Here is a 23,908-nt window from a genome sequence, read left to right on the forward strand (position 1 = left end):
GCAACTGGCAACGCCGGCGCACGAAGGACGAAGCTCAGAACGGGCATGGCGGCGCGGGCGCGTACCAGCCGCTCTGCTCGAATCCTATTCCCGTTACGCAGTCCCCGGTTTCCAGCGGGACCTTCAAGGCGTAGCGCTTCCCCTCAGTCCCGCCACCGACGCTGTACCTCATGACACGGTCGGATGGGTCGGCGGGCAGGGATTTCAGCAAGCCGCCATCGACCAGCGCCGGCTTCAAGTCTTCGACCGGGTTGTCGGGAAACGGAGCTGGATACCGCCCCTTCGCCACGCGATAACGATCCAGCGCGCTCTTCAGCAGCCTGACGTTCGCGACCCGCGTTGCGTCGCGCGATGTCGCATCGCTTGAATTCAGGTAGTACAGCGTCCCGAAGAAGAAGACGGCGACGATGCAGACGCCTCCGACAATCTGCAAAAGAATCCTGATCATTGAAATCGCACAGCGTGAATCTGTCGGGCCTGGATTGATATGTCAGGCTTTAGGTCAGATTGACAAGCTCCGGTCCCCGCCTCGCCGCTTGTTTCGGCCGGTCGGTTGCTCCCGATCGTTGCGATGCCGCCGGCGACACGGACTTGCTGTGTGATCTCCATCACCGCGCCGCCGCTCCCCTCGTCCTAAAGCTGTCGCCACGGATCGCGAGGGGATGGTCCCCTCCTTCAGACGCGGGAGATGGCAATGACCAGGAAGACATCAGGTCGCGACAACCTGTCGCTTGAGCAGATCGACATGGCGCAGCTCGACATCGTCGTCGGCGGCGCGCTCGAAGACGCCCTTTCACCCCAGCTCCGGCTGGCGGCGTATCCGGTCGGCGGCTGGACGATGAGGGACGTGTTCGCAAGGCCGGCTCCCTTCACTTACCACTGACAATCCGACCCCTCAGCCAGTTCAGGAGAGACCCATGACCAACGATACGCGTGAGCTTTCGATCGAGCAGCTCGACCAGACCAGCGGCGGCTCCATGATGGACATCGTGATCAAGGCCTATGAGAAGTACATGGCCGACCTCGGCGCGAAGCTGATCAACGACCTCCACAAGCCGCTTGTGCCGAAGACCGGCCTCGGCTTCCCGCCCCGCTAACCCAGGGAGTGCAGGATGACGCGATCAGATCGGGGAATGAGCAACTGCATAGCCGATGCCGGTGCGCGCGAGCTGACGGCCGCCGACATGGACACCGTGTCCGGCGGCGCGCGGTTCATCTCGCCTGCCGAACGGGCGGGATGGGAGTGGCTCTTCAAGAACTACTTTCCCCTGCAGGGCAAGGTGAACCCGCGCTACGTTTGCTGAACCGCCACGCGGCAAATCCTCTCCGCAAAGCTCAAGCGCCACCGCGGTTGGACGGGTCGAGATTCCTGTTCTCCTCGGGAGGGATCGGCTTGTGGCCCGGAAACTTGTACCAGCCCGGCGGCACCACGGCGTCGTCGGGACGGGAGAACGGCTCTTGAGCGGAACGCGCGATGACGTGTTGACGCCCGCGCGGATGATGCACCGTGGCGGCGTCAGCTACGACGCTCCACAGCATGACCAATAAACCGAGGCTCAAGGCGAGACGCATCGCATCTGTTCCGGTTGTCCGGTTGATGTGATGCGAGGGCCACGGCGCCACAAGCTGGAACCGTGTTACGCCCGTTCAAATCGGCGGCAACGATATGCCGCCCGTCGGATCTTAGTGCGTGATCATCCAGGCGCGGGCTTCGCGCTGGGCGGCGGAGATCTCGATCTCAGACATCTGCTCGGCGACCTCGCGACGCATCGCGATCGCGTCAGCCCGGCCCTTTAGGGCAGCGAGGTTGAACCATTTGTGCGCGGCGACCAGATTGACGACGCCGGAGCGGCCGCTGGCCCAATACAGACCGCGCTCGAACAGCACGTCCTGGATGGCGGTGGCGGCAACCGGAATGGCCGCGTCCTGATCGATGAACCCCTGAAACATTGTCGCAACTCCCCTTTTTATTGTTGACCGCCCTCCCCCGAGCGCGGCCCCCGTCCACTGTTGATATCGCCTTGTCCCCTCGCGCTGATCGCCAATTTTTTGGCGATCATGCGCCTCGCCGTTGGCCGGCTTGTTGGGATGATCATGACCCATCAAATTTGAAGAGCGATTTAAGTATCGCGATGAACGGGATGTAAATCGGCGCGCGGCGCGCGGTTCCGGGAATCGCAGAAAGCCCTGCGGCACAGGCACTTCTGGTCATTCGTGAAGATCGGTTTACCCTCGCGTTTTCGGACAACGATAACCATTGCCGACAAACGCCTGGGCCGCGGGAGGCGCGGATGGTCGGCATCGGGGGGTGGACGCGGCACGTCGCACCACGGACAAGCGCGCTTCGCCTGCCCTGGCAGCCCGATCGTCGGACGCCACGTCATGGGAAAGCGAGGCCGGTCGGCCTGCAAGCATTCCGGATCAGATTGTGGGGGGAATGAATGTCGTCCAACCACCGCGGGGCGCGGGGACGAGGGCGTCGGCGAACACGTCAGGACCAGATTTCACTTAAGGCATTTGCGCCGGTGAAACTGCGGAGCCAAAGCCGGATCCGCACCGAACGAAGAAACCTCTCGTTTCTTCTGCCGGACCGGTTTGGAAGAGCAAGCTCGTTCCGAAAGTCGATCCAGCCGTTTGACCTGATGTCTCGCCGACACCCTCTTTCGTCGACTTGGGCTTTCCGGGGCAGCTGCCTCTCAGCAGATCGTCCGAAGGCCCGCGTGACGTGCCGGCATCAAGCCGCCGGCAATCCTCTCAAAGGCGAGAGGGTTACTTCTTCTTCTTGGCGACCTTGCGGGTCTTCTTCGCAGTCTTCTTCACTGCGCTCTTCGCCTTCTTCGCCTTCTTTGCCTTCTTAGCCATGTTGCCCTCCAGTGTGTGTGAGATGGCTCTACTTCGTCGCGTGCACTCGGGATCGAGATGCACGACATCCCGAATACACCAACACGGCAAAAAAAACAGCGTCTCGCTTAAGGAAGTGTTGACGCAGCGATGGCCGCAAATGCAGCGCACCTCGCCGAAGCAAACGCCGACACGTTTGCGCGACGATGCGAAAAGTGCCGACGCCGCCGACATCGGCATTTGTCAACATCGCAGGAAATGCCTTTATTCAAGGTGATTCCTGCATTCCGGTTTTGCCGCGCGATGTGCGAGCACGACGCGCGTGAGTCGACGCGATTGCCGGAAAGCGGCGCGCCGCCGACGCTGAGTCGGGATTTTTGGCAACGAAAAAATTTTCGTGGGTAAGCCGCTTTGGTCGCATCCGCGCTGGCCAAAACCGGATTTTGGCACCGAATCGCGCAACCGGCGATTCGGGCGCGATGGACGTCGTGACGGTGTCGGAGCGGTGCCGGTGACGCGCGATGCGCGTCAACATGAACGTCAGGACATGTTGGAGAGACGATGCAACGATCGTCTCTCGCGTGCGTTCAGATGCCGAGCTTGGACTTCAGGAGGTCGTTGACGGCTTGCGGGTTCGCCTTGCCGCCCGACGACTTCATCACCTGGCCGACGAACCAGCCGAGCGACTGCGGCTTGTCCTTCACCGCTGCTGCCTTGTCCGGATTGGCGGCGATGATGGCGTCGACCACCTTCTCGATCGCGCCGAGATCGGTGACCTGCTTCATGCCACGCGCTTCGACGAGCGCGCGCGGATCGCCGCCTTCCTGCCAGACGATCTCGAACAAGTCCTTGGCGATCTTGCCGGAAATCGTTCCCTCGCCGATCAGGTCGACGATCGCGGCAAGCTGCGCTGCCGACACCGGCGAGGATGTGATGTCGTGACCTTCCTTGTTCAGCCGACCGAACAGCTCGTTGATCACCCAGTTGGCGGCGAGCTTGCCGTCGCGCGCTCTGTCGGCGAGACCTGACAGCACCGTCTCGTAGAAGTCCGCGCTCTCGCGCTCGGCGACCAGAACGCTCGCGTCATAGGGCGACAGACCGAGTCCCGTAATAAAACGGGACTTCTTTTCGTCCGGCAGCTCCGGCAGATGCGCCTTGAGATCGTCGACGAAGGCCTGGCTGAACTCGAGCGGCAAGAGATCCGGATCGGGGAAGTAACGATAGTCGTGCGCCTCCTCCTTGGAGCGCATCGAGCGCGTCTCGCCCTTGTTCGGATCGTACAGCCGCGTCTCCTGGTCGATCGCGCCGCCCTCCTCGATGATCTCGATCTGGCGCCGCGCCTCGTACTCGATCGCCTGGCCGATGAAGTTGACCGAGTTCATGTTCTTGATCTCGCAGCGCGTGCCGAGCGGCCCGCCCGGCTTGCGTACGGACACGTTGACGTCGGCGCGCAGGTTGCCCTTCTCCATGTCGCCGTCGCAGGTACCGAGATAGCGCAGGATGGAACGCAGCTTGCTGACATAGGCCTTGGCCTGCTCGGCATCGCGGATGTCGGGCTTGGAGACGATCTCCATCAGCGCGACGCCGGAGCGGTTGAGGTCGACTTGGGTCATGGTCGGTGACTGATCGTGCAGCAGCTTGCCGGCGTCCTGCTCCAGATGCAGCCGCTCGATCCCGACCGTGACGCTGCGGCCGCCGTCGAGCTCGACCAGCACCTCGCCCTCGCCGACGATCGGCGACTTGTACTGGCTGATCTGGTAGCCCTGCGGCAGGTCCGGATAGAAATAGTTCTTGCGGTCGAACACCGAACGCAAATTGATCTTGGCGTTCAGCCCGAGCCCGGTGCGCACCGCCTGGCGGACGCACTCCTCGTTGATCACGGGCAGCATGCCCGGCATTGCGGCATCGACGAGGGAGACATGGGTGTTCGGCTCACCACCGAACGCAGTCGAGGCGCCCGAGAACAGCTTTGAATTGGAGGTGACCTGGGCGTGGATCTCCATGCCGATCACGACTTCCCAGTCGCCGGTTGCGCCTTTGATCAGTTTATGGGGAGCGGCAGGTGCGTTCATGGCTCTCGGTATCCGCATTGATATCTGGGAGACCTTGGGCTTCGCGCAACCGCTCCTCCCAGTCAAGCCGGAGATCAGGGCACCAAGTGCCTCAAAGCCCGCGCCGGAACGACTGATAGGCCTTGCTGAGCCGCAAGGCATCGCCCCCGCCCGAGATCAGGAGGTCGACCTGCTCGGCCGGCAGCGAGAACCGGGTCGGGATCGCGTTCAATTCGCCGGCGCGCGCGGCGCCGAGCTGATCGAAGCTGAGCCGCTCGACGTAGAAGGTGACATCGCCGCAGCTCCAGGCGCCGGAGACGCCGAGCCGGGCGCGCTCGGCCGCCGACAGGCCGCAGCGCCAGCGCTTCAGCTTGCCGTTCCAGTCTTCCGCCAGCGCCGAGAAGGCCGCGTAGCTCGAGCGCACGCTGGCATCGATCGCGGTATCGGCGGCGGCCGACACCAGCTCGACGCCGTTCGGTCCCTCCAGCGTCTGCACGAAGTCGCCGGAGATGCCGCGGCCGGCATCGACGACCAGGAACAGCACACGGCGCAGCTTCACCGCCTGCCGCTCGGTGAGCGGTTCATACGGACGCTGCGCCGCCAGCAAGCCGATGCTGAGGCCGGACAGACCGTAATTGTCGACGAGGCCGCCATCGAGCAGCTTCACATACTTCATCGAGCCGTCGCGGTAGCGCGCCTGCGCCTCCGCAAACGAGCGCAGCAGCGGCTGCGCATTCGGATCGCGCCGCACGCGATCGAGCCAGGGCGGCAGCGGAGTGTTGCAACCGCCGGGATAGGTCTCCAGCACGATCGGCGCAAACGCCAGCGGCACCGCGGCGGAGGCCGCAACGGCTTCGGCAACGCGGTACGAGCGGATGTCGCTGCACAGCGCGTCGAACGCGGTCTTGCCGAACACGAACGGCGTGCGGTTGTAGATGTCGGAGGCGTTGATCCAGACCCGCGGCCGCCGGCTCTCGGGCAGCATGTCGAAGCGCGCGCCGTCGAACAAATTGCGGTCGAGCCAGTCGGTGAACTGATGGTCGTTGATGCCGCCGCCGAGCGCGCGGCCGATATTGCCTGGCGACAGCTGGGTCTTCAGCGCCTCCTCGGCATTGCGCAACAGGAAGCGCTCGCGGAAGTCATCGAGCGCGGCGCGCTTCTTCAGGCCGAAATAGGCCGCGGTGATCGATCCGCCCGACACGCCGGAGACGAAGTCGACACGGTCGAGCAGCGACTTGCCCTGCCCAGAAGCGGCATGCGCCCGATCGAGCTCCTTCAGCACGCCGAAGGAGAACGCCGCCGCGCGCGTGCCGCCGCCGGAGAACGAGAGCGCCAGCAGCACATCATCGTCGTAAGTCGGAATGTCGCGGGATGTCGCCTCGGCCAGCGCGTCGGAAAGCGGCGCATTGCCGGGAAGATTATAGGTCGCGCATCCCGAAAGTCCCGCCGCGACCACGGCCGTCATGATGACCGACAGCCACGCCCTCAAACCCACACGCACAACGTACTCTGCCGCTGGCCCCCGCCCCCGGTTCCCGACAAGGCTATCGCGGGCAATTCAGGCGGCGAGATGGCGGAACCATCACGGTTAATTGTCGCAGTGTTGCCGCGTTCACAGCAGCGCGCTGACGATCCGCTCCCACTCGGCCTCGAGCGTATCCTTTGCGACCGGCTGGCCGGCGCGGCGATACCAGTACCCGGCATTGCCGAGGTCGCCTTCGACGCGATGCAGATAGGCGTGCACCCAGGCGGAGTTCGCATCGTCCTCGTCCTGGACGATCTTGTGCGCCTGATCCCAATCGCCCTTGGCGGCCCACCACAGCGCGCGGAGCTGTGGCGACAGCGTTGTGTCCGGCGCGGCCTCAGCGAGACTGGCGCGGAACTCCGCCATCACTCACCACCATTTGGACGGAGTGAAGCGACCGGCCGCCTGCTCGATCACTTCGCCGAGCGAGAACAGCGTCTCCTCGTCGAACGGGCGGCCGATCAGCTGCAGGCCGAGCGGCAGGCCCTGCGCGTCCATCCCTGACGGCACCGCAATGCCCGGCAGGCCGGCCATGTTCACGGTCACCGTGAAGATGTCGTTGAGATACATCTCGACCGGATCAGCGCCGCCCTTCTCGCCGACGCCGAACGCCGCCGACGGCGTCGCGGGGGTGAGGATCGCGTTGACGCCCTTGGCGAAGCAGTCCTCGAAGTCCTTCTTGATCAGCGTCCGCACCTTCTGCGCACGGAGATAGTAGGCATCATAATAACCTGCCGACAGCACATAGGTGCCGATCATGACGCGGCGGCGCACCTCGGCGCCAAAGCCTGCGGCACGGGTGCTCTCATACATGTCGATGATGTTCCGGCCTCCCTCGCGCAGGCCATAGCGCACGCCGTCGTAGCGCGCGAGGTTGGAGGACGCTTCCGCCGGCGCCACGATGTAATAGGCCGGCAGCGCGTATTTGGTGTGCGGCAGCGAGACCTCGACGAGTTCGGCACCGGCCGCCTTCAGCCAGTCCGCGCCGTCCTTCCAGAGTTTTTCGATCTCGGCGGGCATGCCGTCGAGCCGGTACTCCTTGGGGATGCCGATCCGCATGCCCTTCACCGACTTGCCGATCGAGGCCTCATAGTCGGGCACGGCGATGTCGACCGAGGTCGTATCCTTGGGATCATGACCGGCCATCGAGCGCATCAGGATCGCGCTATCGCGCACCGTGCGCGCGATCGGGCCGGCCTGGTCGAGCGAGGACGCGAACGCCACGATGCCCCAGCGCGAGCAGCGGCCATAGGTCGGCTTGATGCCGACGGTCGCGGTGAACGCTGCCGGCTGGCGGATCGAGCCGCCGGTGTCGGTCGCGGTCGCGCCCATGCACAGCGAGGCGGCCACGGCTGAGGCCGAACCGCCGGACGAGCCGCCCGGCACCAGATGCGTGTTGCTGCCCTCGCGCCGCCACGGATTGACGACGGGGCCGAAGCACGAGGTCTCGTTCGACGAGCCCATCGCGAACTCGTCATTGTTGAGCTTGCCGAGCAGCACCGCACCGTCGCGCCAGAGCTGCGAGGTGATGGTCGATTCATACGGCGGCTTGAAATCGCCGAGAATCTTCGAGCACGCCGTGGTGCGGATATCGCGGGTCGCAAACAGATCCTTGATGCCAAGCGGAATGCCGGCGAGCGGCCCGCCCTCGCCCTTGGCGATCCTGGCATCGGCCGCCTTCGCCATCTCGCGCGCGCGGTCCGGCGTCTCCAGGATGTAGGCATTGAGCAGGCGCGCAGCCTCCATCGCGGCAAGATGCGCGTCGGTCAGCTCAGTGGCGGTGAAGGACTTGCTCGCCAGGCCCGCACGGGCCTCGGCGATCGTCAGAGATGTCAAATCAGTCATTTATTGATCGGGCTGCAGAAGAACGGAGACAGGGTCTTGTCGTTGGCGGGGTCGTCTTGCAAAGGAAACTTATTGGCCTTGTTCGCTTTGGCGCGTTCGGCATCGAGCGCTTCGAGCTGGTCGAGCACGGCATCGATCGCCTCATTGGGATCGGCAGCCTTGCCCTTCCGCTCCATCGCGTCGAGGAAGTCCATATAGGCCTTGTAGGCCTTCTCATCGTCGCAGAGCAGACACATCGGACATTCGTCCCAGAATAAAGAGTTACTCGACGACTTTCGGCACCATGAAGAAATGGTCCGCGGTATCGGGCGCATTGGCGACGATGTCGTCGGCGATCTCGCCGTCGTTGACGACGTCGAGGCGCTTCTTCATCTCCATCGGCGTCACCGAGGTCATCGGCTCGACACCCTCGACATTGACCTCCGACAGCTGCTCGACAAAGGCCAGCATCGCATTCAGCTCGCCCTGCAGATGGGGAACCTCAGTGTCGCTGACCGCAATCCGCGCCAGATGCGCGATGCGGCGGACGGTCGTGGCGTCGACGGACATTATATAGGGCCTCGGGCGTGAGAATTCAGCCCGTATAGCAGACGCCGGTTTTGCACCGCAACCGCGGCCCGGCCGGTATCCGGGCCCTAAAACCGGGCCACCGCCCGGCATTTTGGGCGGCAGACCCCCGCAACGAAACCATTTTCGGCCCTCGACGCAGTCGTCCGGAAACATTGGCGGCGCTTACTCGTTGCCAATCAAAAGAATTCGGAGCGCGTCATGTCCACCCTCGAAACCTCCCGCGAGCGGGAAGGCTGGGACCCTGCCATCTGGTCCATCGGCGCCGCACTCGGCGTCGCCATCGTCTATCTGGCCTGCCTCGCCTGAAGCGAGCAGCAAGCCGTCTAGCCGCCCGCCAGCGCGCTGAAGCGCGCCAGCGCGGCGCCGGCCAGCGCCCGGGTCAGCTCCGCCGCGGGCATCTCGCGACCCATCCGTACCGCCTGCCCCGCCCACAGATTGGTGAAATCGACCTTGCCCTGCTTCTCGGCCGCGGTCTTCAGCGGTCCGAGCGCCGTTGCCGCGTGCGGGAATGACGGCGCCTCGGCCGCGATCGGTCCGATCTCACGCATCACCCGGTTGGGCACGCCACGCGCCGGCCGCCCGGTCATGACGTTGGTGATAACTGTCGTATCGTCCTTGGCCTGCGCCAGCGCGACGCGCGCGGCGGGACCAACCGTGGACTCCGGACAGCGCAAATAGGCCGTGCCGATCTGCACGCCGGCGGCGCCCAGCGCGAACGCTGCCGCAATCCCGCGTCCATCGGCGATGCCGCCCGCCGCGATGACCGGCACCTTCACCGCATCGACCACCTGCGGCACCAGCGCGAAGGTGCCGGGCTGTTCGGCGATCACATCGGTCAGGAACATGCCGCGATGACCGCCGGCTTCCGCGCCTTGCGCGATGATGACGTCCGCACCGTTCTCCTCCAGCCAGATCGCCTCCCGCACCGTCGTCGCCGACGACATCACGATGGCGCCTGCAGCCTTCACCCGCTGCAACAGTTTTGGCTCCGGCAGCCCGAAATGGAAGCTGACGATCTCCGGCTTCAGCTCCTCGACCACCGCACAGAACGCGGCATCGAACGGCGCGCGGTTGGCGGCATTGATCGGCGCATCCGGATCGAGCCCGAGCTCGCGGAAGTAAGGCGCGAGCCGCTTGCGCCAGACCGCCTCGCGCGCCGGATCGGCATCGACAGGCGTGTGGGTGAAGAAGTTCAGATTGATTGATGACTTGACGCGCTGCCGGACGACCTGGACCTGCTCGCGCGCCTTCTCCGCGGAGATCATCGCACACGGCAGCGACGCGACGCCGCCGCCCTCTCCCACCGCAATCGCCAGCTGCGCATCCATCACGCCGGCCATCGGCGCCAGCACGATCGGGAATTCGGACTTGAAGAGGTCGATCAATCGACGGTCAGGCCACATGGTTGTTATCCTCAGAGGTTGGTACGCGCTTACGCCTGTGCTGCGATTGCCGAGTTGCGCCGGCCCAGCAAGATCTGATCCGCCTCGGTCACGATCCGCTCGACGATCTCCGCAGCCGGTGGAATATCATGGATCAGCCCGACCGCCTCGCCGGCGATGACGGCGGCGACATCGAAATTGCCCGCCGCCTTCGCCGCCGCATAGTCGGCCGCGACCGCATTGACCTGTTGCAGCAGCTCGACCTCTCGCCCCATCCAGCGCCGCGCGTGATCGTTGACCAGGCAGCGTCCGGTATACGGCGCCGGCCAGACATTGTTTCGCGACAGGTCGAAGAGGATGCCACGCACCGTTTCACCGCTTTTCGCTGCGCAGATCCGCCGCTTCGCTTCCTCAGCCCCATCGGCCTCCACGCTTGCATAGAAGCGCGTGCCGAGCAGCACGCCGGATGCGCCAAGCATCATCATCGCAGCTAACCCGCGTCCGTCGGCGATGCCGCCGGCCGCCACTACCGGAACCCGTCCGGCGGCGAGATCGACGATCGCAGGCACGATATCGATCGTCGTGCGCGAGGCGCCGTGTCCGCCAGCCTCGGTGCCTTGCGCGATCAGGATGTCGGCGCCGGCATCGAGCGCCTGCTTCGCCATATCCTCGCTCTGCACCTGGCAGATCAATCGCGCGCCGGCATCCCTGATCGGCGCAAACGGCGCGGGATCGCCGAACGACAGCATGATCGCGCGCGGACGCGCGGCCAGCGCGATGTCGAGCAGATCCGCGCGCCTGGCGAGGCTCCAGGTGATGAAGCCGATGCCGAACGGCGACCTGAACGATCTGAGCTTCGCAGTTTCCTGCTCCAGCCAGCCGCGGTCGCCATAACCGCCGCCGAGAATGCCGAAGCCACCGGCGTCGCTGACCGCCATCGTCAATCGCGCACCTGCGAGCATATCCATCGGCGCCAGCAGGATCGGATGACGGATACCCAGCAGACTCGTCAGCGGTGTCGCGATCGGCATGTCCTTGCCCTCCGGTTCTGGACAGCAAGCCTAGAACGAACTACCATTCTCGAATAATGAATACTAGAGAACGTAGCGATCTCATATAGGAAACGGAGCCGGCGATGGAATTGACCGATCTCCTCACCTTCTCGACGGTCGCCCGGCTCGGCGGCATCACCCGCGCTGCCGACGAGCTCAACACCGTGCAGTCCAACGTCACCCAGCGCATCAAGGCGCTGGAGGCCGAGATCGGCACCGCGCTGTTCGAGCGCCACAGCCGCGGCATGACCCTGACCGGTGCCGGCCGCCGGCTGCTGCCCTATGCCGAGCGAATGTCCGCGCTGTCGCGCGAGGCCGTGCTCGCCGCACGCGACGATGGCGAGCCGAAGGGCCCGCTCTCGATCGGCTCGATGGAGACCACCGCCGCGGTGCGGCTGCCGACGCTGCTCGCCGAATTCCAACGCCGCTTTCCGGCTGTGCGCCTCAGCTTGCGGACCTCGCCGACCGCCGATCTCGTCAGCGCCGTGCTCGATGGTTCGCTCGATGGCGCCTTCGTCGCTGGACCGATCGAGCACGCCGAGTTGGTTGCGACCACGGCCTTCAGCGAGGAACTCGTGCTCGTCACCTCGCAGCGCTGGAGGACACTCGCTGCGCTACGCGCGGGCATCCCGGAGTCCGGCCCGACCGCGCTGGTGTTCCGCACCGGCTGCACATACCGGCAGCGGCTGGAGCAGGTCTTCACCGAATTCGGCTGGCCCTCGGCTGCGCGCTTCGAGCTCGGCACGCTCGACGGCATGATCGGCTGCGTCGCCGCCGACATGGGCGTGACGATGCTGCCGCGCGCAGTCGTCGAACGCGATCACGTGCAGCGCAATGTCAACATCCACAAGCTGAGCCCGCAGCACGCCCGCGTGGACACGCTGTTCATCCAGCGCCGCAGCGCCCATCGATACAGTGCGCTGCAGGGCTTTGTGTCGTGCCTGGACGAGCGCGGCACATCGGCCGCGGCGTGATCTTCACCTCTCCCTTGGGAGTGTGACGCAAGTGCTTTGCTTGTGGAGTGCACGGCGTGCTAAGCGCAGACCATGCCCGCCCCCATCCTTCCCTTGATCGACGCTGCCCCGCACTGGCCCGAACGCGGCGCGCTGATCGGGCTTGATCTCGGCACCAAGACCATCGGCGTTGCCGTCTCCGATCCGGACCGCCGGCTCGCCACCGGCGTCGAGACCATCCAGCGCAAGCAGTTCAAGACCGACGCCGCGCGGCTGCTCGCCATTGCAAGCGAACGCAGTGTCGTCGGCTTCGTGCTCGGGCTGCCCATCAACATGGACGGCAGCGAAGGCCCTCGCGCGCAGTCGACCCGCGCCTTTGCTCGCAATCTCGCCAACGTCACCCCGCTTGCGATCGGACTGTGGGACGAGCGTCTGTCGACCGCCGCCGTCGAGCGCGAACTGATCGGCATGGACGTCAGCCGCGCCCGCCGCGCCGAGGTGATCGACGAGCACGCCGCGATCTTCATCCTGCAGGGCGCGCTCGACCGGCTGGCAAAGCTGCGCGGAGACCGCTGACCATGGCGGTGGTGATCGCGGCGCTGCTGCCGGTGTTCCTGCTGATCGTGTTCGGTTTCATCCTGAAGCGAACGCTGATGCGGCTGGACACGCAATGGCACGGGCTGGAGCGGTTGACCTACTACGTGCTGTTCCCGGCGCTGTTGATCCAGACCCTGGTGAAGGCCGATCTGACAAAGGTGCCGGTCGCCGGCGTCGGCGGCGCTCTGTTCGTCTCGGCGCTGGCAATGTCGCTGCTCTGCCTGGCGCTGCGCCCCGCACTCGGCCGCGCCGGCGTCGACGGCCCGGCCTTCACCTCGATCTTCCAGGGCGCGACGCGCTGGCAGACCTATGTGGCGCTCTCGGTGTCGGCCAATCTCTATGGCGATACCGGACTGGCGCTGGCGTCGGTGGCGATGGTCGCAATCATTCCGCTGGTCAACGTTTTCAGCGTCGCGGTGCTCGCCCACTACGCCGCACCGGAAAAGCAATCCGCCGGCGCCATCTCGATGACCGTGGTGAAGAACCCGCTGATCTGGGCCTGCGTCATCGGCCTCGTCGTCAACGTCGCGCATATCCCGCTGCCGAAGCTCTGGCATGACGTGGCGAATGCGCTGAGCCAGTCCTCGCTCGCGATCGGCCTGCTCGTCACCGGCGCCGGGCTGCATCTCGAAGGCATGTTCCGCCCGAGTCTGGCCGCATCCGTCGCGCTGGCACTGAAGCTGATCCTGATGCCGGCGCTCGCGGTCGCGCTCGCGCTGGTGTTCGGCTTGACCGGCTCGAACCTCGCGATCGTCACCGCCTGCGCCGCGGTGCCGGCTTCCCCGTCGGCCTATGTGCTCGCCCGCCAGATGGGCGGCGACGCTCCCCTGCTCGCTCAGATCATCACGCTGCAGACGATCCTGGCGGCGATCACGATGCCGATCGCGATTGCGCTAATTGGACCGTAGCCCCTACAGATAAGCTCGGTCTCCAGCCTGAACCCAAAGCTGTTCGAAAGGCTTAGGCACCGACGGGACCGAGAGCGGCGCGCTCAGCGCATCGGGGACTACGATTTCGCAACGATCTTGACCGTCGCTATAGACGAGCGTGCCCGGCGAAATCCGCACCGCGATCTTTGAACCACGTTGTTGCTCATCGGACCATCTGTCCAGAGCCGCTACGCTGTCCGCCATCACAAGCCCTTGAAACGCTTTGATCATTGGAACGAATTGCTTCGAACCGAGCGTTGCGTGCCAAATGGCCGAAGCAAGGATTGTGTACCGACCATCGTTCACGCAAGTCAGGATTTGGGTCTGATCCGTCAATTGCTGAAGCCAGCGCATGCCGCCGCTCACCCTGCGGCGGAAATTTGGGGGCCACGGCGAGAAAAGCAGGTATCCTGGCAGTTCATAGCGCATGTTGCCGCTCTTTGTTCGCCGCCATGGCCGGGGGCACTCCCGGCCGATATCGGTTGATCGAATGAAGAGTGTGCCCTTCGTTTCGCGGATGACGGGCCAGAACTTTCTCGCGGGCGAACGACGGATCGAATCGTGAAGCTGCGCAATGGCAAGGGCTACAGGAACGGCTTTGGCCAACTCTTCGAGGGCCGTCGACAGATAGTGACTGTGCTCGCAAATATATTGCTCCGCTAAAGTGCGGTTCAGGCGATGAAGATGCTTGCGATAGGTCCGCATATGCACATCGCATGCGTCTGACGTTGCGGACCCCGCCAAACCTCACTGCCCCGCCAGCCAGAACGTCTGCACCGTCGCGGCAAAATTATTCAGCCCGTGCAGCAGGATCGTCAGCCAGGTCGAGCCGGTGCGGTAGCGGATATAGCCGAACAGCAAGCCGATCGAGAAAATCTCGCAGAAGAAGAACCAGTCATATTGCAGGTGCAGCGAGGTCCAGGCGATCGAGGACAGCACGATCGCGCCGGCCGGGCGCAGGAACGATTCCGACCAGCCGCGATAAAGGAAGCCGCGCGCTAAGAGTTCTTCCGAGATCGGCGCGGCAACGCTGAAGGCAATCGCAAGCAGCCACAGCGCGCCGTCGGCCCGCGCCGATTTCAGCACCTCGCCCATGAAGCCCGGCGTCACCTCGCGGCCGAGGCCTCGCGAGACCAGGTCCCAGCCGCCGACCAGCACCACCAGTGCGATGATGCCGATGATGACGTTTGTCCAGGAGGTCCAGTGCAGGCCGAGATAATCGGCGAAAGAGATCCGCGTCGGCCGGATCGCAATCCACAGCGCCAGCATCACGGTCGGCAGGCCCATGATCACCGAGAGCGAGATCGTCAGTCCCCCGCCGACGACGCGGATCGCATCCGTCATGTCGAGCGAACCGTGCCGCAGCATGAAAAATCCGATCACCGCAATCTGGCCGATGAACATGCCTGCGAATACGAACAGGCCCCAGAGCGACGTGCCCCAGAACTTCCAGACCCGCGGCGGGCGCACGGAGTCGATGGCAGCAGGCGGCAGATCGGGCGTGAGAGCGTCCATTCGATATCCCTTATTCTTTGTGCATGATCTTTTCGGAAAGCCGCTTCACACTTTGCGCCAACGCGGCCCTCCGGGTCCGGATCATGCTCTAAGGCAGCGCCCGCGCGAGCAGCGCGCTGACGTCGTGATTGGAAAACTCCACTGCGCCGTACATGGCACCATGGGTGGCGGCAAGCCGCGTCGCCGCGAACAGTTCGGCATGTTTCGGTGCGATGGCATTGAGTGCCGCGGCGGCGGCCAGCAGCGCCAGTTTCTCGACCGCAAGCCGCGCAATGCGCTCGCTGTCCGGACGGCGGAACGACTTTCCGATGAAGGCCACCGCTTCTGCCGCACCCGGCAGCCCCTGCGTCTCGCCCGCGAGCGCTTGCAGCACCGCGAGCGCAGCGTCCGCCTCGCGGCCAAGCGCGCGCAGCACGTCGAGGCACATCACGTTGCCGGAGCCCTCCCAGATCGCATTGACCGGCGCCTCCCGGTAATGGCGCGCCAGGATGCCCTCCTCGACATAGCCATTGCCGCCAAGGCATTCCATCGCCTCATAGAGGAAGGCCGGCGCGCTCTTGCATATCCAGTATTTGATCGCCGGCGTCAGCAGCCGCATATAGGCGGCCTCCGCGGCATCCAGCGGCGCACGGTCGAAGGCGCGGCACAGCCGCATCACCAGCGCGATCGACGCCTCGACATGCAACGCCATGTCCGACAGCACCGCCTGCATCAGCGGCTGATCGGCCAGATGCTTCTGGAACACGCTGCGATGACGGGCGTGATGCAGCGCGTGCGCCAGCCCCGAGCGCATCAGTCCAGCGGAAGCGATGGCGCAGTCCTGCCGCGTCAGTTGCACCATCTGGATGATGGTGCGGATGCCCTTGCCCTCGTCGCCGATCAGCTCGGCATGGGCGCCGTGAAATTCGACCTCGGAGGACGCGTTGGAGCGGTTGCCGAGCTTGTCCTTCAGCCGCTGGAAATGGATGACATTCACCGAGCCGTCGGAAACAAAGCGCGGCATGAAGAAGCAGCTCAGGCCGCCCTCCGCCTGCGCCAGCACCAGGAACGCGTCGCACATCGGCGCCGACATGAACCATTTGTGCCCGGTGATCCGGTAGGCGCTGCCGTCGCGCTCGGCCCGCGTCATGTTGGAGCGGACGTCGGTGCCGCCCTGCTTCTCGGTCATGCCCATGCCGAGCGTCATGCCGCGCTTCCGCCACCACGGCGCAAAGCTCGGATCATAGGCTCGCGCGGCGATGACAGGCATCGTCTTCGCCAGAATATCCGGCTGCGAGGCCAGCGCCGCGACTGCGGCACGCGTCATCGTGATCGGGCAGAGATGCCCGGTCTCGACCTGCGCGGCCATATAGAATTTTGCCGCGCGCACCACCTCGGCGGCGCCGCCGGCAGGTCTGCCGTCCGCACTCCAGGTTGAATTGTGCACGCCGGCATGCGCGCTGTGCGCCATCAGCTCGTGATAGGCCGGATGAAACTCGACCTCGTCGCGCCTGACGCCGCGCGCATCGAAGGTCCGCAGCTTTGGCGTATTCTCATTGGCGAAACGGCCGCGCGCGGCCATCGCGGTGGAGCCCCAATGCTTGCCGAAATCCGACAGTTCCGCCTGCGCGCCGGCGCCGCCATTGGCCGCGACCGCCGCCACCAGCGGCGCGTCACAGGCGAAGAGATCGACGTCCTCGAACGGCGGCGACTGGTTGAAGACGTCGTGGGTTGCAAACGAGTCCTGCGTCATGGCGATGGTCCGGGTCAGGAATCAATTGCGGCGCGTTGTGATCGGAAAATCATAGGCCTGCGTGCCCACCCCCGGCAGCGAAAAGTGCCACCATTCCTTCGAATAGTTCACAAATCCCTGCTTCGACATCGCCGTCACCAGCAGGGTCCGCCAGCGCCGCTGCGCCGGCGTGATCGTCGCCGCCGCGGTATGGCCCTTGGCGTCGGAACAATCATAGCCGGTGCCCATGTCGACGCTGCCTTCGGGCGCCCGCGCCGCGGCAGGCGCCGTGCAGTCGGCATAATCCTTCGTCGGGTCGAACCTGGCGGAATTGTCGGCGGCAAGATCGACCAGCGTCAGGTCGAGCGCCCCGCCGGTGGAGTGCTGGGAACGGTCGGCGATGTAGCCGAGGCGGAACAGATCGGTCTTCGAGAAGGCCGGATTGTAGCGCCGCTCGGCCGGCGTCTCCGTCCCGTTTTTGGACCAGGCCACCATGTCGGCGACCGCGCGGGCCGGCCGGTAGCAATCGAGCATTTTCAGCGACAGCTTCTGCCGCAAAAGTTCCTGCTGGACCGCCTTGAGCCGCAGCCCCACCTGCCGCTTCACCACACACTCGGCCGCGCCATAGCCGGCGAGCGGCCGGCCCATGAAATTGTTCGGCCCGGCATAGCGGATGTCCTGGATGATGGTCGGGTCGATGTCGCGCAGGAACACGAAGTCCCCGGGCAGCGATTGGGCGCGCGCCGATAGAGCCGCGAGCACAAGGCCCAGCCCCGCTAACGCCATTGTGACAAGGCGCTTCAAATTCCGCATCACAAGCTTTTCCCGACACATTCCGGGCCGCGAGACTACGGCACCGCGCGCCATGCGTCCTGACAGACCGGGGGATAACTCACAAGCGGCCTATTGGCGCTTGCCCCGTGGGCCGTCCCCGCCTATAGCCATGGCTTTAATGACCCCATCATTGAAATCGACCTTCGTCCTCGGGCACCGGCATCTGCTGGGAATCGAGGGACTTTCCGCTGCCGACATCACCGGCCTGCTTGACCTTTCCGAGGAATATGTCGAGCTCAACCGCCAGGTCGACAAGAAGCGCGCCTCGCTTCGCGGCCGCACCCAGGTCAATCTGTTCTTCGAGGCCTCGACGCGGACCCAGTCCTCGTTCGAGATCGCCGGAAAACGGCTTGGCGCCGACGTCATGAACATGTCGGTATCCTCGATGTCGACCCGCAAGGGCGAGACCTTGATGGACACCGCGGTGACGCTGAACGCGATGCATCCGGACATCCTGGTGGTACGCCACCACGCCTCAGGCGCGGTCGAGCTTTTGGCGCGCAAGGTTGACGGATCCGTGATCAATGCCGGCGACGGCGCCCACGAGCATCCGACCCAGGCGCTGCTCGATGCGCTGACCATTCGCCGCAACAAGGGCCGGCTCGAGGGCCTCGTGATCGCGATCTGCGGCGACGTGCTGCATTCGCGCGTGGCGCGCTCCAACATCCTGCTGCTCAACACCATGGGCGCCCGCGTCCGCGTCGTGGCCCCCTCCACGCTGTTGCCGCGCGGCATCGAGCGGATGGGCGTCGAGGTCGCGCGCGACATGCGCGAAGGCTTGAACGGCGCCGACATCGTGATGATGCTGCGGCTGCAGCGCGAGCGCATGAACGGCTCCTTCGTGCCGTCGACGGCCGAATACTTTCACTATTTCGGCCTCGACCAGAAGAAGCTCGGCTACGCCAAGCCCGACGCGCTGGTGATGCATCCGGGCCCGATGAACCGCGGCGTCGAGATCGACACCTTCGTGGCCGATGGCGCGCAGTCGCTGATCCGCGAACAGGTGGAAATGGGAGTGGCAGTACGCATGGCGGTGCTGGAAGCACTCGCCCGCAACCTGCCAAACGCGTGAGAGCCATGCTGACCGACCGCCGCCCTATCCTGCTCGCGAATGCCCGCGTCATCGACCCCTCGCGCGATTTCGACGGCCCCGGTGACGTCCTGATCGCCGACGGCGTGATCCGCGACGCCAAGCGCGGCATCGGCGCCGCCGGCGTCCCGGAGGGGACCGACATCGTCAACTGCGCCGGCAAGATCGTGGCCCCCGGCCTGATCGACATGCGCGCCTTCGTCGGCGAGCCCGGCGCCAGCCACCGCGAGACCTTTGCGTCCGCGAGCCAGGCCGCCGCCGCCGGCGGCATCACCACCATCATCTGCCAGCCCGATACGTCGCCCGTCATCGATAACTCCGCGACCGTCGACTTCGTGATGCGCCGCGCCCGCGACACCGCGATCGTCAACATCCACCCGATGGCGGCGCTGACCAAGGGCATGCAGGGCCAGGAGATGACCGAGATCGGCCTGCTCAAGGCCGCCGGCGCCGTCGCCTTCACCGATGCCGACCGCAGCGTCACCAATGCGCAGGTGATGCGGCGCGCACTCACCTACGCCCGCGATTTCGACGCGCTGATCGTGCATCACACCGAGGACCCGAACCTGGTCGGCGAAGGCGTGATGAACGAGGGCGAGTTCGCGACAAGGCTCGGCCTCGGCGGCATTCCGGCCGCCGCCGAGTCGATCATGCTGGAGCGTGACATGCGCCTCGCGGCGCTGACCGGCGGCCGCTACCACGCCGCCTCCCTGTCCTCGATCGAGTCGCTGGAGATCCTCAGGCGCGCCCGCGACGCCGGTCTCAACGTCTCGGCCTCGGTCTCGATCAACCACGTGACCCTCAACGAGAACGACATCGGCCCGTACCGCACCTTCCTGAAGCTCGCGCCGCCGCTGCGCACCGAGCAGGATCGCCAGGCGCTGGTGGCTGCCCTCGCCTCGGGGCTGATCGACGTCGTGATGAGCGACCACAATCCGCAGGACGTCGAGGTCAAGCGCCTGCCGTTCGCCGAGGCCGCCTTCGGCGCGGTCGGCTTGCAAACCATCCTGCCGGCGGCGCTGCGGCTGATCCACAATGGCGAGATGGAACTCAAGACCCTGATCCGCGCGATGTCGACCCGGCCGGCGGAACTGCTGGGGCTGCCCGGCGGCACGCTGCGCGCCGGCGCTCCGGCGGATGTGATCGTGATCGACACCGACGTTCCCTGGGTGCTCGACCGCGACGACCTCAAATCGCTGTGCAAGAACACGCCGTTCGACGAGGCCCGCTTCTCCGGCCGCGTGGTCAGGACTATTGTCGGCGGACGGACGGTCTATGAGCACGTCTAGCGCGTTTTCAAGCGAAGTGGGCACCGGTTCGCGTCAAGAAAACGCGCCAATGAAAGACTCTGAGTCGCGCCGGAGCCATCGCAATGGGTGACGCCTTCCTGATCGTCGCACTCCTGATCGGCTATCTCTGCGGCTCGATCCCGTTCGGCATGATCCTGACAAAACTCGCCGGCACCGAGGATCTGCGCTCGATCGGCTCCGGCAATATCGGCGCCACCAATGTGCTGCGCACCGGCCGCAAGGGCCTCGCCGCGGCGACACTGATCGGCGACATGCTCAAGGGTACGGTGGCCGTTGTCATCGCGGGCTATTTCGGCGGACCGAATGCGGCGATGCTGGCCGCGCTCGGCGCGTTCCTCGGACACCTCTTCCCGGTCTGGCTCAAATTCAAGGGCGGCAAGGGCGTTGCGACCTATATCGGCGTGCTGCTCGGCCTGTTCTGGCCAGCCGCACTGATCTTCTGCGCGATCTGGCTCGCCACCGCCTTCACCACCCGCTACTCGTCACTGTCGGCTTTGATCGCAGCCTTCGTGACGCCGCTGTTCCTGTGGTGGTTCAGCCACCCGGCGCTGGCCTCGCTGTTCGTCGTGCTGACGCTGCTTCTGTTCTGGAAGCACAGCGAGAACATCAAGCGGCTGCAGGCCGGCACCGAAGGCAAGATCGGCGAGAAGAAGTAGCGATCAACGCTTCAACGCATCCTCGACGAACGCGCCCGCGGCCAGCGCCTGCGCGTCCGCGCCGAATTTTGCGATCACGGTGACGCCGACCGGCAACCCGCCGTCGATCAGCGTCGGCACGTTGACGCAGGGTACGCCCATCAAGGTCCACAGCCGGTTGTAGCGGGCATCGCCGGTCGACGATAAGCCCTCGGGCGCTGTCCCCGGAGCAGAGAGCGTCACGATCACGTCGACCTCGTCGAACACGGCTGATAGCGCCTGGCGTGCGCGCAACGTGACGTCCATCGCCGCGTCATAGTCGGCGGGCGTAAAACCCTTGCTCTCGTCGAGCCGGCCGCGCAGCAGCGGTGGCATCGCCTCGTAATTGTCGCGATACTCCCAGGCGAGGGATTGGTGCGCCTCGAATTCCTGCACGACGGTGTGGATCCGCCACGCTTCGGCGACGATCTCGGGCATCGCCAGCTCGCGCACCGACGCGCCCGCCTGCTCCGCCGCCCGCGACGCCGTCTGCAGCGCCGCCGCGCTCGACGCATCCGGCGCGTCGGCAAACGCCTGCGTCACCACGCCGACGCGCGGGGCTGCGAGACTTCCCGGCACCAGCAATTCCGGCCGATTGGTCATCGCCGAAAGCCCGCAGGCAACGTCGCGCACGCCGGCGCCGAACAGCCCGACCGTGTCAAGCGTCCAGGAGAAGCATTTCACCCCGACCGTCGGCAGCAGGCGGTAGCTCGGCTTGATCGCGGCGACGCCGCAGAAGGAGGCCGGGCGGATCACCGAGCCGCCGGTCTGCGTGCCCAGCGCCAGCGGGATCATCCCGGCCGCGACCGCCGCCGCCGAGCCCGATGATGAGCCGCCCGGCGTATGCGCGTGATTGTGCGGATTGATCGTCGCAGTCGGATCATTGGAAGCAAACGCCGTCGTCGTGGTCTTGCCGATGATGGTCGCACCCGCCCGCTTCAGCGCCATCACCACGGGCGCATCGGCGCGCGGCTGGTGGCCGCGATAGATCTGCGCGCCCATCTCGGTCGGGAAATCGGCGGTATCGATGATGTCCTTGATGCCGACCGCAATGCCGCGCAGCGGCCCCGCGTCCTGCGCGCGCGCCTGCGCGTCATCGCAGACGAAGGCGCCGATGGTCTTGTCCTGCGCCGCGATTGCGGCGAGCGATTGGGCGATGGCGGCATCCGGCGACAATGCGCCCGCAGCGATGCGCTGTTGAAGGTCGGACAGTGAGATCATCAGCGCACATCCTCTTGTTGTTTTGACCTTTGTAGGCAGACCGGCACCGCGCGGCAAGCCGACAGACCAGTTGATTGCAATCTGCGGTTGGGCGAAGCTGCCGACGCATGCATGACCGAACGCCCCACAGCATCTCCGACACCGAACGGCTCAACCGCCTGCGGCTGATCCGCTCCGACAATGTCGGGCCGCGCACCTTCATCTCGTTGCTGCGCCATTTCGGCGATGCCGCCACCGCGCTGGAACGGCTGCCCGATCTCGCGCGCCGGGGCGGCGCGACCGGCGCGGGAGGGATCTGCAGCGAAGCCGACGCACGCGCCGAACTCGCCGCCAATGCCAACGCCGGCATCAGCCTCGTCACGCCCGACGAGGCGCACTACCCGCCACGGCTTGCCACCATCGACGATGCTCCGCCGCTGCTCGGCGTGCGCGGCGCATTGGCGACGCTGGCGCGGCCGATGATCGCGATCGTCGGCTCGCGCAACGCTTCCGGCGCCGGATTGAAATTTGCAGGGATGCTGGCCCGCGATCTCGGCGAGGCCGGCTTCGTCGTGATCTCGGGCCTTGCCCGCGGCATCGACGGCGCGGCACATCGCGCCACGGTCGCAAGCGGCACGGTTGCCGTGCTCGCCGGAGGCCATGACCGGATCTATCCGCCGGAGCATGCGGATCTGCTCGCCGCCCTGCTCGAACATGGTGCAGGGATCACGGAAATGCCGCTCGGCCACACCGCCCGCGCGCGCGACTTTCCACGCCGCAACCGCCTGGTCTCGGGCGCGGCCCTCGGCGTCGTGATCGTCGAGGCAGCGCATCGCTCGGGCTCGCTGATCACGGCGCGGATGGCCAATGAACAGGGCCGCGAGGTGTTTGCCGTGCCGGGCTCGCCGATCGATCCGCGCGCCGCCGGCACCAACGATTTGATCAAGCAGGGCGCGACGCTGGTGACCGAGGCCGCCGACATCATCAACGCGGTCCAGCCGATCATGGAGCGCCCGCTCATGCTCGGCGCGCACGAGGACGACGAGCCGCTGGATTTTGCGACCGACGCCTCCGACCGCGCCCGCATCATCGACCTGCTCGGGCCGAGCCCGATCAGCCTCGACGATTTGATCCGGATGGCCGACGTCTCACCGGCCGTCGCCCGCGCCGTGTTGCTGGAGCTCGAACTCGCCGGCCGCCTCGAGCGCCACGGCGGCGGGCTGGTGTCGTTGGTCTAAGCTCTCTCCCCGTCATTGCGAGGAGCGCCCGCGACGAAGCAATCCATGCTTCAACATAGGCGGTGACAATGGATTGCTTCGCTTCGCTCGCAATGACGGGGTGAAAGCTGAGCGCTCAATCCGCGCCATTCCGTTTATCGAACTGCTTCCGTGCCCCTTCGATCGCCGGCAGATGCGTAAACGCCCAATTGCCGAGCGCCTTCACCGGCTCCGCCAACCCGCGACCGAGATCGGTCAGCTCATAGTCGACCCGCGGCGGGATGGTCGGGAAGATGGTGCGGGTGACGAGGCCATCGCGCTCCAGCCCGCGCAATGTCAGCGTCAGCATTCGCTGCGAGATGCCTGAGATCATCCGCTTCAGTTCGTTGAAGCGCTTCGGTCCGTCGATCAGCATCATGATCACGAACACGCTCCATTTGTCGCCGACCCGCGCCAGCACGGAAGCGACGGCGCGGCAGTCGCTGTGATCGGGACTCGGGCGCCGCGGCGGGGCGGTCACCTCCGGGGCGGTTACATCGATGTGCTCGGGTCTCATGGATGTGCTCGGGTTTCAAAAATGTGCGTTCTTGCGCCTATTTAGGGTGGTCACTC

At 65.5% G+C, this 23,908-nt stretch carries 27 protein-coding genes; 10 read left to right on the forward strand and 17 right to left on the reverse strand.

All coding sequences use genetic code 11. The features are described 5' to 3' along the window. Window positions 1-34: 34 nt before the first annotated feature. A complete protein-coding gene (locus JQ604_RS10740; RefSeq protein ID WP_212356431.1) occupies window positions 35-448 on the reverse strand; it encodes a hypothetical protein in 414 nt (137 codons plus the stop codon). A 246-nt stretch (window positions 449-694) separates the two neighbouring features. Between JQ604_RS10740 and JQ604_RS10745 the strand changes: the two genes are divergently transcribed. Genes JQ604_RS10745 through JQ604_RS10755 form a run of 3 tightly spaced genes read left to right on the forward strand, consistent with a single transcriptional unit; the run spans window position 695 to window position 1,304 of the window. Then, window positions 695-883 carry a hypothetical protein gene (locus JQ604_RS10745; protein WP_212356433.1) on the forward strand — a complete coding sequence of 63 codons (189 nt, stop codon included), beginning with the start codon at window positions 695-697 and terminating at the stop codon, window positions 881-883. Between the two features lie 34 nt (window positions 884-917). After that, window positions 918-1,097, forward strand: a complete 180-nt coding sequence (locus JQ604_RS10750) for a hypothetical protein (RefSeq protein WP_212356436.1) — start codon at window positions 918-920, stop codon at window positions 1,095-1,097. A 36-nt stretch (window positions 1,098-1,133) separates the two neighbouring features. Next, complete coding sequence (locus JQ604_RS10755; RefSeq protein WP_212356439.1) at window positions 1,134-1,304, forward strand: hypothetical protein; 171 nt, start codon at window positions 1,134-1,136, stop codon at window positions 1,302-1,304. Window positions 1,305-1,335: 31 nt separating this feature from the next. Here JQ604_RS10755 and JQ604_RS10760 read toward each other — a convergent pair whose 3' ends face one another. The 10 genes from JQ604_RS10760 to JQ604_RS10805 form a co-directional block, all read right to left on the reverse strand. Continuing rightward, a complete protein-coding gene (locus tag JQ604_RS10760; RefSeq protein WP_212356442.1) occupies window positions 1,336-1,572 on the reverse strand; it encodes a hypothetical protein in 237 nt (78 codons plus the stop codon). 111 nt (window positions 1,573-1,683) lie between these two features. Beyond that, the gene (locus JQ604_RS10765; RefSeq protein WP_212356445.1) at window positions 1,684-1,950 is read right to left on the reverse strand and encodes a hypothetical protein; all 267 of its coding nucleotides are present in this window, start codon (window positions 1,948-1,950) and stop codon (window positions 1,684-1,686) included. 1,478 nt (window positions 1,951-3,428) lie between these two features. Beyond that, a complete protein-coding gene (gene gatB, locus JQ604_RS10770; protein WP_212356448.1) occupies window positions 3,429-4,913 on the reverse strand; it encodes an Asp-tRNA(Asn)/Glu-tRNA(Gln) amidotransferase subunit GatB in 1,485 nt (494 codons plus the stop codon). 91 nt (window positions 4,914-5,004) lie between these two features. After that, complete coding sequence (locus tag JQ604_RS10775; protein WP_212356940.1) at window positions 5,005-6,357, reverse strand: patatin-like phospholipase family protein; 1,353 nt, start codon at window positions 6,355-6,357, stop codon at window positions 5,005-5,007. A 147-nt stretch (window positions 6,358-6,504) separates the two neighbouring features. Beyond that, window positions 6,505-6,783 carry a hypothetical protein gene (locus JQ604_RS10780; protein WP_212356451.1) on the reverse strand — a complete coding sequence of 93 codons (279 nt, stop codon included), beginning with the start codon at window positions 6,781-6,783 and terminating at the stop codon, window positions 6,505-6,507. Between the two features lie 3 nt (window positions 6,784-6,786). After that, window positions 6,787-8,262 carry an Asp-tRNA(Asn)/Glu-tRNA(Gln) amidotransferase subunit GatA gene (gene gatA, locus JQ604_RS10785; protein WP_212356502.1) on the reverse strand — a complete coding sequence of 492 codons (1,476 nt, stop codon included), beginning with the start codon at window positions 8,260-8,262 and terminating at the stop codon, window positions 6,787-6,789. Continuing rightward, window positions 8,259-8,498: a hypothetical protein gene (locus tag JQ604_RS10790; protein ID WP_212356505.1), complete on the reverse strand. Its 240-nt coding sequence runs from the start codon at window positions 8,496-8,498 to the stop codon at window positions 8,259-8,261. The genes gatA and JQ604_RS10790 overlap by 4 nt, the downstream gene beginning before the upstream one ends. 25 nt (window positions 8,499-8,523) lie before the next feature. Continuing rightward, window positions 8,524-8,811, reverse strand: coding sequence for an Asp-tRNA(Asn)/Glu-tRNA(Gln) amidotransferase subunit GatC (gene gatC / locus JQ604_RS10795; RefSeq protein ID WP_212356508.1), 288 nt, complete (start codon window positions 8,809-8,811; stop codon window positions 8,524-8,526). 344 nt (window positions 8,812-9,155) lie between these two features. Then, window positions 9,156-10,235 carry an NAD(P)H-dependent flavin oxidoreductase gene (locus JQ604_RS10800; protein WP_212356511.1) on the reverse strand — a complete coding sequence of 360 codons (1,080 nt, stop codon included), beginning with the start codon at window positions 10,233-10,235 and terminating at the stop codon, window positions 9,156-9,158. 29 nt (window positions 10,236-10,264) lie between these two features. Next, a complete protein-coding gene (locus JQ604_RS10805) occupies window positions 10,265-11,245 on the reverse strand; it encodes an NAD(P)H-dependent flavin oxidoreductase (protein ID WP_212356514.1) in 981 nt (326 codons plus the stop codon). Between the two features lie 104 nt (window positions 11,246-11,349). Here JQ604_RS10805 and JQ604_RS10810 point away from each other — a divergent pair, with 104 nt between their 5' ends. The 3 genes from JQ604_RS10810 to JQ604_RS10820 all read left to right on the forward strand — a co-directional run bounded on the left by JQ604_RS10810 (window position 11,350) and on the right by JQ604_RS10820 (window position 13,724). Next, on the forward strand, window positions 11,350-12,240 hold the full coding sequence (locus JQ604_RS10810) for a LysR family transcriptional regulator (RefSeq protein ID WP_212356517.1): 891 nt from the start codon (window positions 11,350-11,352) through the stop codon (window positions 12,238-12,240). Window positions 12,241-12,312: 72 nt separating this feature from the next. Next, entirely contained in the window at window positions 12,313-12,795 is a 483-nt protein-coding gene (ruvX, locus tag JQ604_RS10815) for a Holliday junction resolvase RuvX (protein ID WP_212356520.1), read from the forward strand. 2 nt (window positions 12,796-12,797) lie between these two features. Then, the gene (locus JQ604_RS10820) at window positions 12,798-13,724 is read left to right on the forward strand and encodes an AEC family transporter (RefSeq protein ID WP_212356523.1); all 927 of its coding nucleotides are present in this window, start codon (window positions 12,798-12,800) and stop codon (window positions 13,722-13,724) included. Between the two features lie 3 nt (window positions 13,725-13,727). On the opposite strand, the gene JQ604_RS10825 is transcribed toward JQ604_RS10820, so the two are convergent. From JQ604_RS10825 to JQ604_RS10840, 4 genes are all read right to left on the reverse strand, one after another. Continuing rightward, window positions 13,728-14,450: a hypothetical protein gene (locus JQ604_RS10825; RefSeq protein ID WP_212356526.1), complete on the reverse strand. Its 723-nt coding sequence runs from the start codon at window positions 14,448-14,450 to the stop codon at window positions 13,728-13,730. 42 nt (window positions 14,451-14,492) lie between these two features. After that, complete coding sequence (locus JQ604_RS10830) at window positions 14,493-15,260, reverse strand: CPBP family intramembrane glutamic endopeptidase (RefSeq protein WP_212356529.1); 768 nt, start codon at window positions 15,258-15,260, stop codon at window positions 14,493-14,495. 88 nt (window positions 15,261-15,348) lie between these two features. Next, window positions 15,349-16,992, reverse strand: coding sequence for an acyl-CoA dehydrogenase family protein (locus JQ604_RS10835; RefSeq protein ID WP_212356532.1), 1,644 nt, complete (start codon window positions 16,990-16,992; stop codon window positions 15,349-15,351). Between the two features lie 21 nt (window positions 16,993-17,013). Continuing rightward, window positions 17,014-17,757 carry a M15 family metallopeptidase gene (locus JQ604_RS10840; RefSeq protein WP_433996242.1) on the reverse strand — a complete coding sequence of 248 codons (744 nt, stop codon included), beginning with the start codon at window positions 17,755-17,757 and terminating at the stop codon, window positions 17,014-17,016. A gap of 166 nt (window positions 17,758-17,923) precedes the next feature. Between JQ604_RS10840 and JQ604_RS10845 the strand changes: the two genes are divergently transcribed. From JQ604_RS10845 to plsY, 3 genes are all read left to right on the forward strand, one after another. Then, window positions 17,924-18,877: an aspartate carbamoyltransferase catalytic subunit gene (locus JQ604_RS10845; RefSeq protein ID WP_212356538.1), complete on the forward strand. Its 954-nt coding sequence runs from the start codon at window positions 17,924-17,926 to the stop codon at window positions 18,875-18,877. Between the two features lie 5 nt (window positions 18,878-18,882). Further along, window positions 18,883-20,184, forward strand: coding sequence for a dihydroorotase (locus tag JQ604_RS10850; protein WP_212356541.1), 1,302 nt, complete (start codon window positions 18,883-18,885; stop codon window positions 20,182-20,184). Between the two features lie 83 nt (window positions 20,185-20,267). After that, window positions 20,268-20,861 (forward strand): glycerol-3-phosphate 1-O-acyltransferase PlsY, encoded by a 594-nt coding sequence (gene plsY, locus JQ604_RS10855; RefSeq protein ID WP_212356543.1) that lies wholly within the window; start codon window positions 20,268-20,270, stop codon window positions 20,859-20,861. Between the two features lie 3 nt (window positions 20,862-20,864). Here the strand turns inward: plsY and JQ604_RS10860 are convergent, their stop codons facing one another. After that, window positions 20,865-22,100, reverse strand: coding sequence for an amidase (locus JQ604_RS10860; protein ID WP_212356546.1), 1,236 nt, complete (start codon window positions 22,098-22,100; stop codon window positions 20,865-20,867). 107 nt (window positions 22,101-22,207) lie between these two features. Here JQ604_RS10860 and dprA point away from each other — a divergent pair, with 107 nt between their 5' ends. Further along, the gene (gene dprA / locus JQ604_RS10865; protein ID WP_212356549.1) at window positions 22,208-23,317 is read left to right on the forward strand and encodes a DNA-processing protein DprA; all 1,110 of its coding nucleotides are present in this window, start codon (window positions 22,208-22,210) and stop codon (window positions 23,315-23,317) included. Window positions 23,318-23,432: 115 nt separating this feature from the next. On the opposite strand, the gene JQ604_RS10870 is transcribed toward dprA, so the two are convergent. After that, window positions 23,433-23,852: a winged helix-turn-helix transcriptional regulator gene (locus JQ604_RS10870; protein ID WP_212356552.1), complete on the reverse strand. Its 420-nt coding sequence runs from the start codon at window positions 23,850-23,852 to the stop codon at window positions 23,433-23,435. Window positions 23,853-23,908 lie beyond the last annotated feature (56 nt).

The organism is Bradyrhizobium jicamae (genome assembly GCF_018130695.1).
Lineage (GTDB): Bacteria > Pseudomonadota > Alphaproteobacteria > Rhizobiales > Xanthobacteraceae > Bradyrhizobium > Bradyrhizobium jicamae_B.

What these genes read in the sequence shown, in the direction of transcription:
- JQ604_RS10790 (WP_212356505.1), bottom strand. Translation starts at nt 8,498, where the DNA reads ATGTGTCTGCTCTGCGACGATGAGAAGGCCTACAAGGCCTATATGGAC.
- JQ604_RS10780 (WP_212356451.1), bottom strand. Translation starts at nt 6,783, where the DNA reads ATGGCGGAGTTCCGCGCCAGTCTCGCTGAGGCCGCGCCGGACACAACG.
- JQ604_RS10820 (WP_212356523.1), top strand. Translation starts at nt 12,798, where the DNA reads ATGGCGGTGGTGATCGCGGCGCTGCTGCCGGTGTTCCTGCTGATCGTG.
- JQ604_RS10825 (WP_212356526.1), bottom strand. Translation starts at nt 14,450, where the DNA reads ATGCGGACCTATCGCAAGCATCTTCATCGCCTGAACCGCACTTTAGCG.
- JQ604_RS10835 (WP_212356532.1), bottom strand. Translation starts at nt 16,992, where the DNA reads ATGACGCAGGACTCGTTTGCAACCCACGACGTCTTCAACCAGTCGCCG.
- JQ604_RS10745 (WP_212356433.1), top strand. Translation starts at nt 695, where the DNA reads ATGACCAGGAAGACATCAGGTCGCGACAACCTGTCGCTTGAGCAGATC.
- JQ604_RS10840 (WP_433996242.1), bottom strand. Translation starts at nt 17,757, where the DNA reads ATGGCGTTAGCGGGGCTGGGCCTTGTGCTCGCGGCTCTATCGGCGCGC.
- gatC (WP_212356508.1), bottom strand. Translation starts at nt 8,811, where the DNA reads ATGTCCGTCGACGCCACGACCGTCCGCCGCATCGCGCATCTGGCGCGG.
- JQ604_RS10760 (WP_212356442.1), bottom strand. Translation starts at nt 1,572, where the DNA reads ATGCGTCTCGCCTTGAGCCTCGGTTTATTGGTCATGCTGTGGAGCGTC.
- JQ604_RS10860 (WP_212356546.1), bottom strand. Translation starts at nt 22,100, where the DNA reads ATGATCTCACTGTCCGACCTTCAACAGCGCATCGCTGCGGGCGCATTG.
- JQ604_RS10765 (WP_212356445.1), bottom strand. Translation starts at nt 1,950, where the DNA reads ATGTTTCAGGGGTTCATCGATCAGGACGCGGCCATTCCGGTTGCCGCC.
- JQ604_RS10805 (WP_212356514.1), bottom strand. Translation starts at nt 11,245, where the DNA reads ATGCCGATCGCGACACCGCTGACGAGTCTGCTGGGTATCCGTCATCCG.
- JQ604_RS10755 (WP_212356439.1), top strand. Translation starts at nt 1,134, where the DNA reads ATGAGCAACTGCATAGCCGATGCCGGTGCGCGCGAGCTGACGGCCGCC.
- gatA (WP_212356502.1), bottom strand. Translation starts at nt 8,262, where the DNA reads ATGACTGATTTGACATCTCTGACGATCGCCGAGGCCCGTGCGGGCCTG.
- JQ604_RS10740 (WP_212356431.1), bottom strand. Translation starts at nt 448, where the DNA reads ATGATCAGGATTCTTTTGCAGATTGTCGGAGGCGTCTGCATCGTCGCC.
- JQ604_RS10800 (WP_212356511.1), bottom strand. Translation starts at nt 10,235, where the DNA reads ATGTGGCCTGACCGTCGATTGATCGACCTCTTCAAGTCCGAATTCCCG.
- JQ604_RS10830 (WP_212356529.1), bottom strand. Translation starts at nt 15,260, where the DNA reads ATGGACGCTCTCACGCCCGATCTGCCGCCTGCTGCCATCGACTCCGTG.
- JQ604_RS10750 (WP_212356436.1), top strand. Translation starts at nt 918, where the DNA reads ATGACCAACGATACGCGTGAGCTTTCGATCGAGCAGCTCGACCAGACC.
- JQ604_RS10870 (WP_212356552.1), bottom strand. Translation starts at nt 23,852, where the DNA reads ATGAGACCCGAGCACATCGATGTAACCGCCCCGGAGGTGACCGCCCCG.
- JQ604_RS10850 (WP_212356541.1), top strand. Translation starts at nt 18,883, where the DNA reads ATGCTGACCGACCGCCGCCCTATCCTGCTCGCGAATGCCCGCGTCATC.
- plsY (WP_212356543.1), top strand. Translation starts at nt 20,268, where the DNA reads ATGGGTGACGCCTTCCTGATCGTCGCACTCCTGATCGGCTATCTCTGC.
- JQ604_RS10845 (WP_212356538.1), top strand. Translation starts at nt 17,924, where the DNA reads ATGACCCCATCATTGAAATCGACCTTCGTCCTCGGGCACCGGCATCTG.
- dprA (WP_212356549.1), top strand. Translation starts at nt 22,208, where the DNA reads ATGCATGACCGAACGCCCCACAGCATCTCCGACACCGAACGGCTCAAC.
- JQ604_RS10810 (WP_212356517.1), top strand. Translation starts at nt 11,350, where the DNA reads ATGGAATTGACCGATCTCCTCACCTTCTCGACGGTCGCCCGGCTCGGC.
- JQ604_RS10775 (WP_212356940.1), bottom strand. Translation starts at nt 6,357, where the DNA reads ATGACGGCCGTGGTCGCGGCGGGACTTTCGGGATGCGCGACCTATAAT.
- ruvX (WP_212356520.1), top strand. Translation starts at nt 12,313, where the DNA reads ATGCCCGCCCCCATCCTTCCCTTGATCGACGCTGCCCCGCACTGGCCC.
- gatB (WP_212356448.1), bottom strand. Translation starts at nt 4,913, where the DNA reads ATGAACGCACCTGCCGCTCCCCATAAACTGATCAAAGGCGCAACCGGC.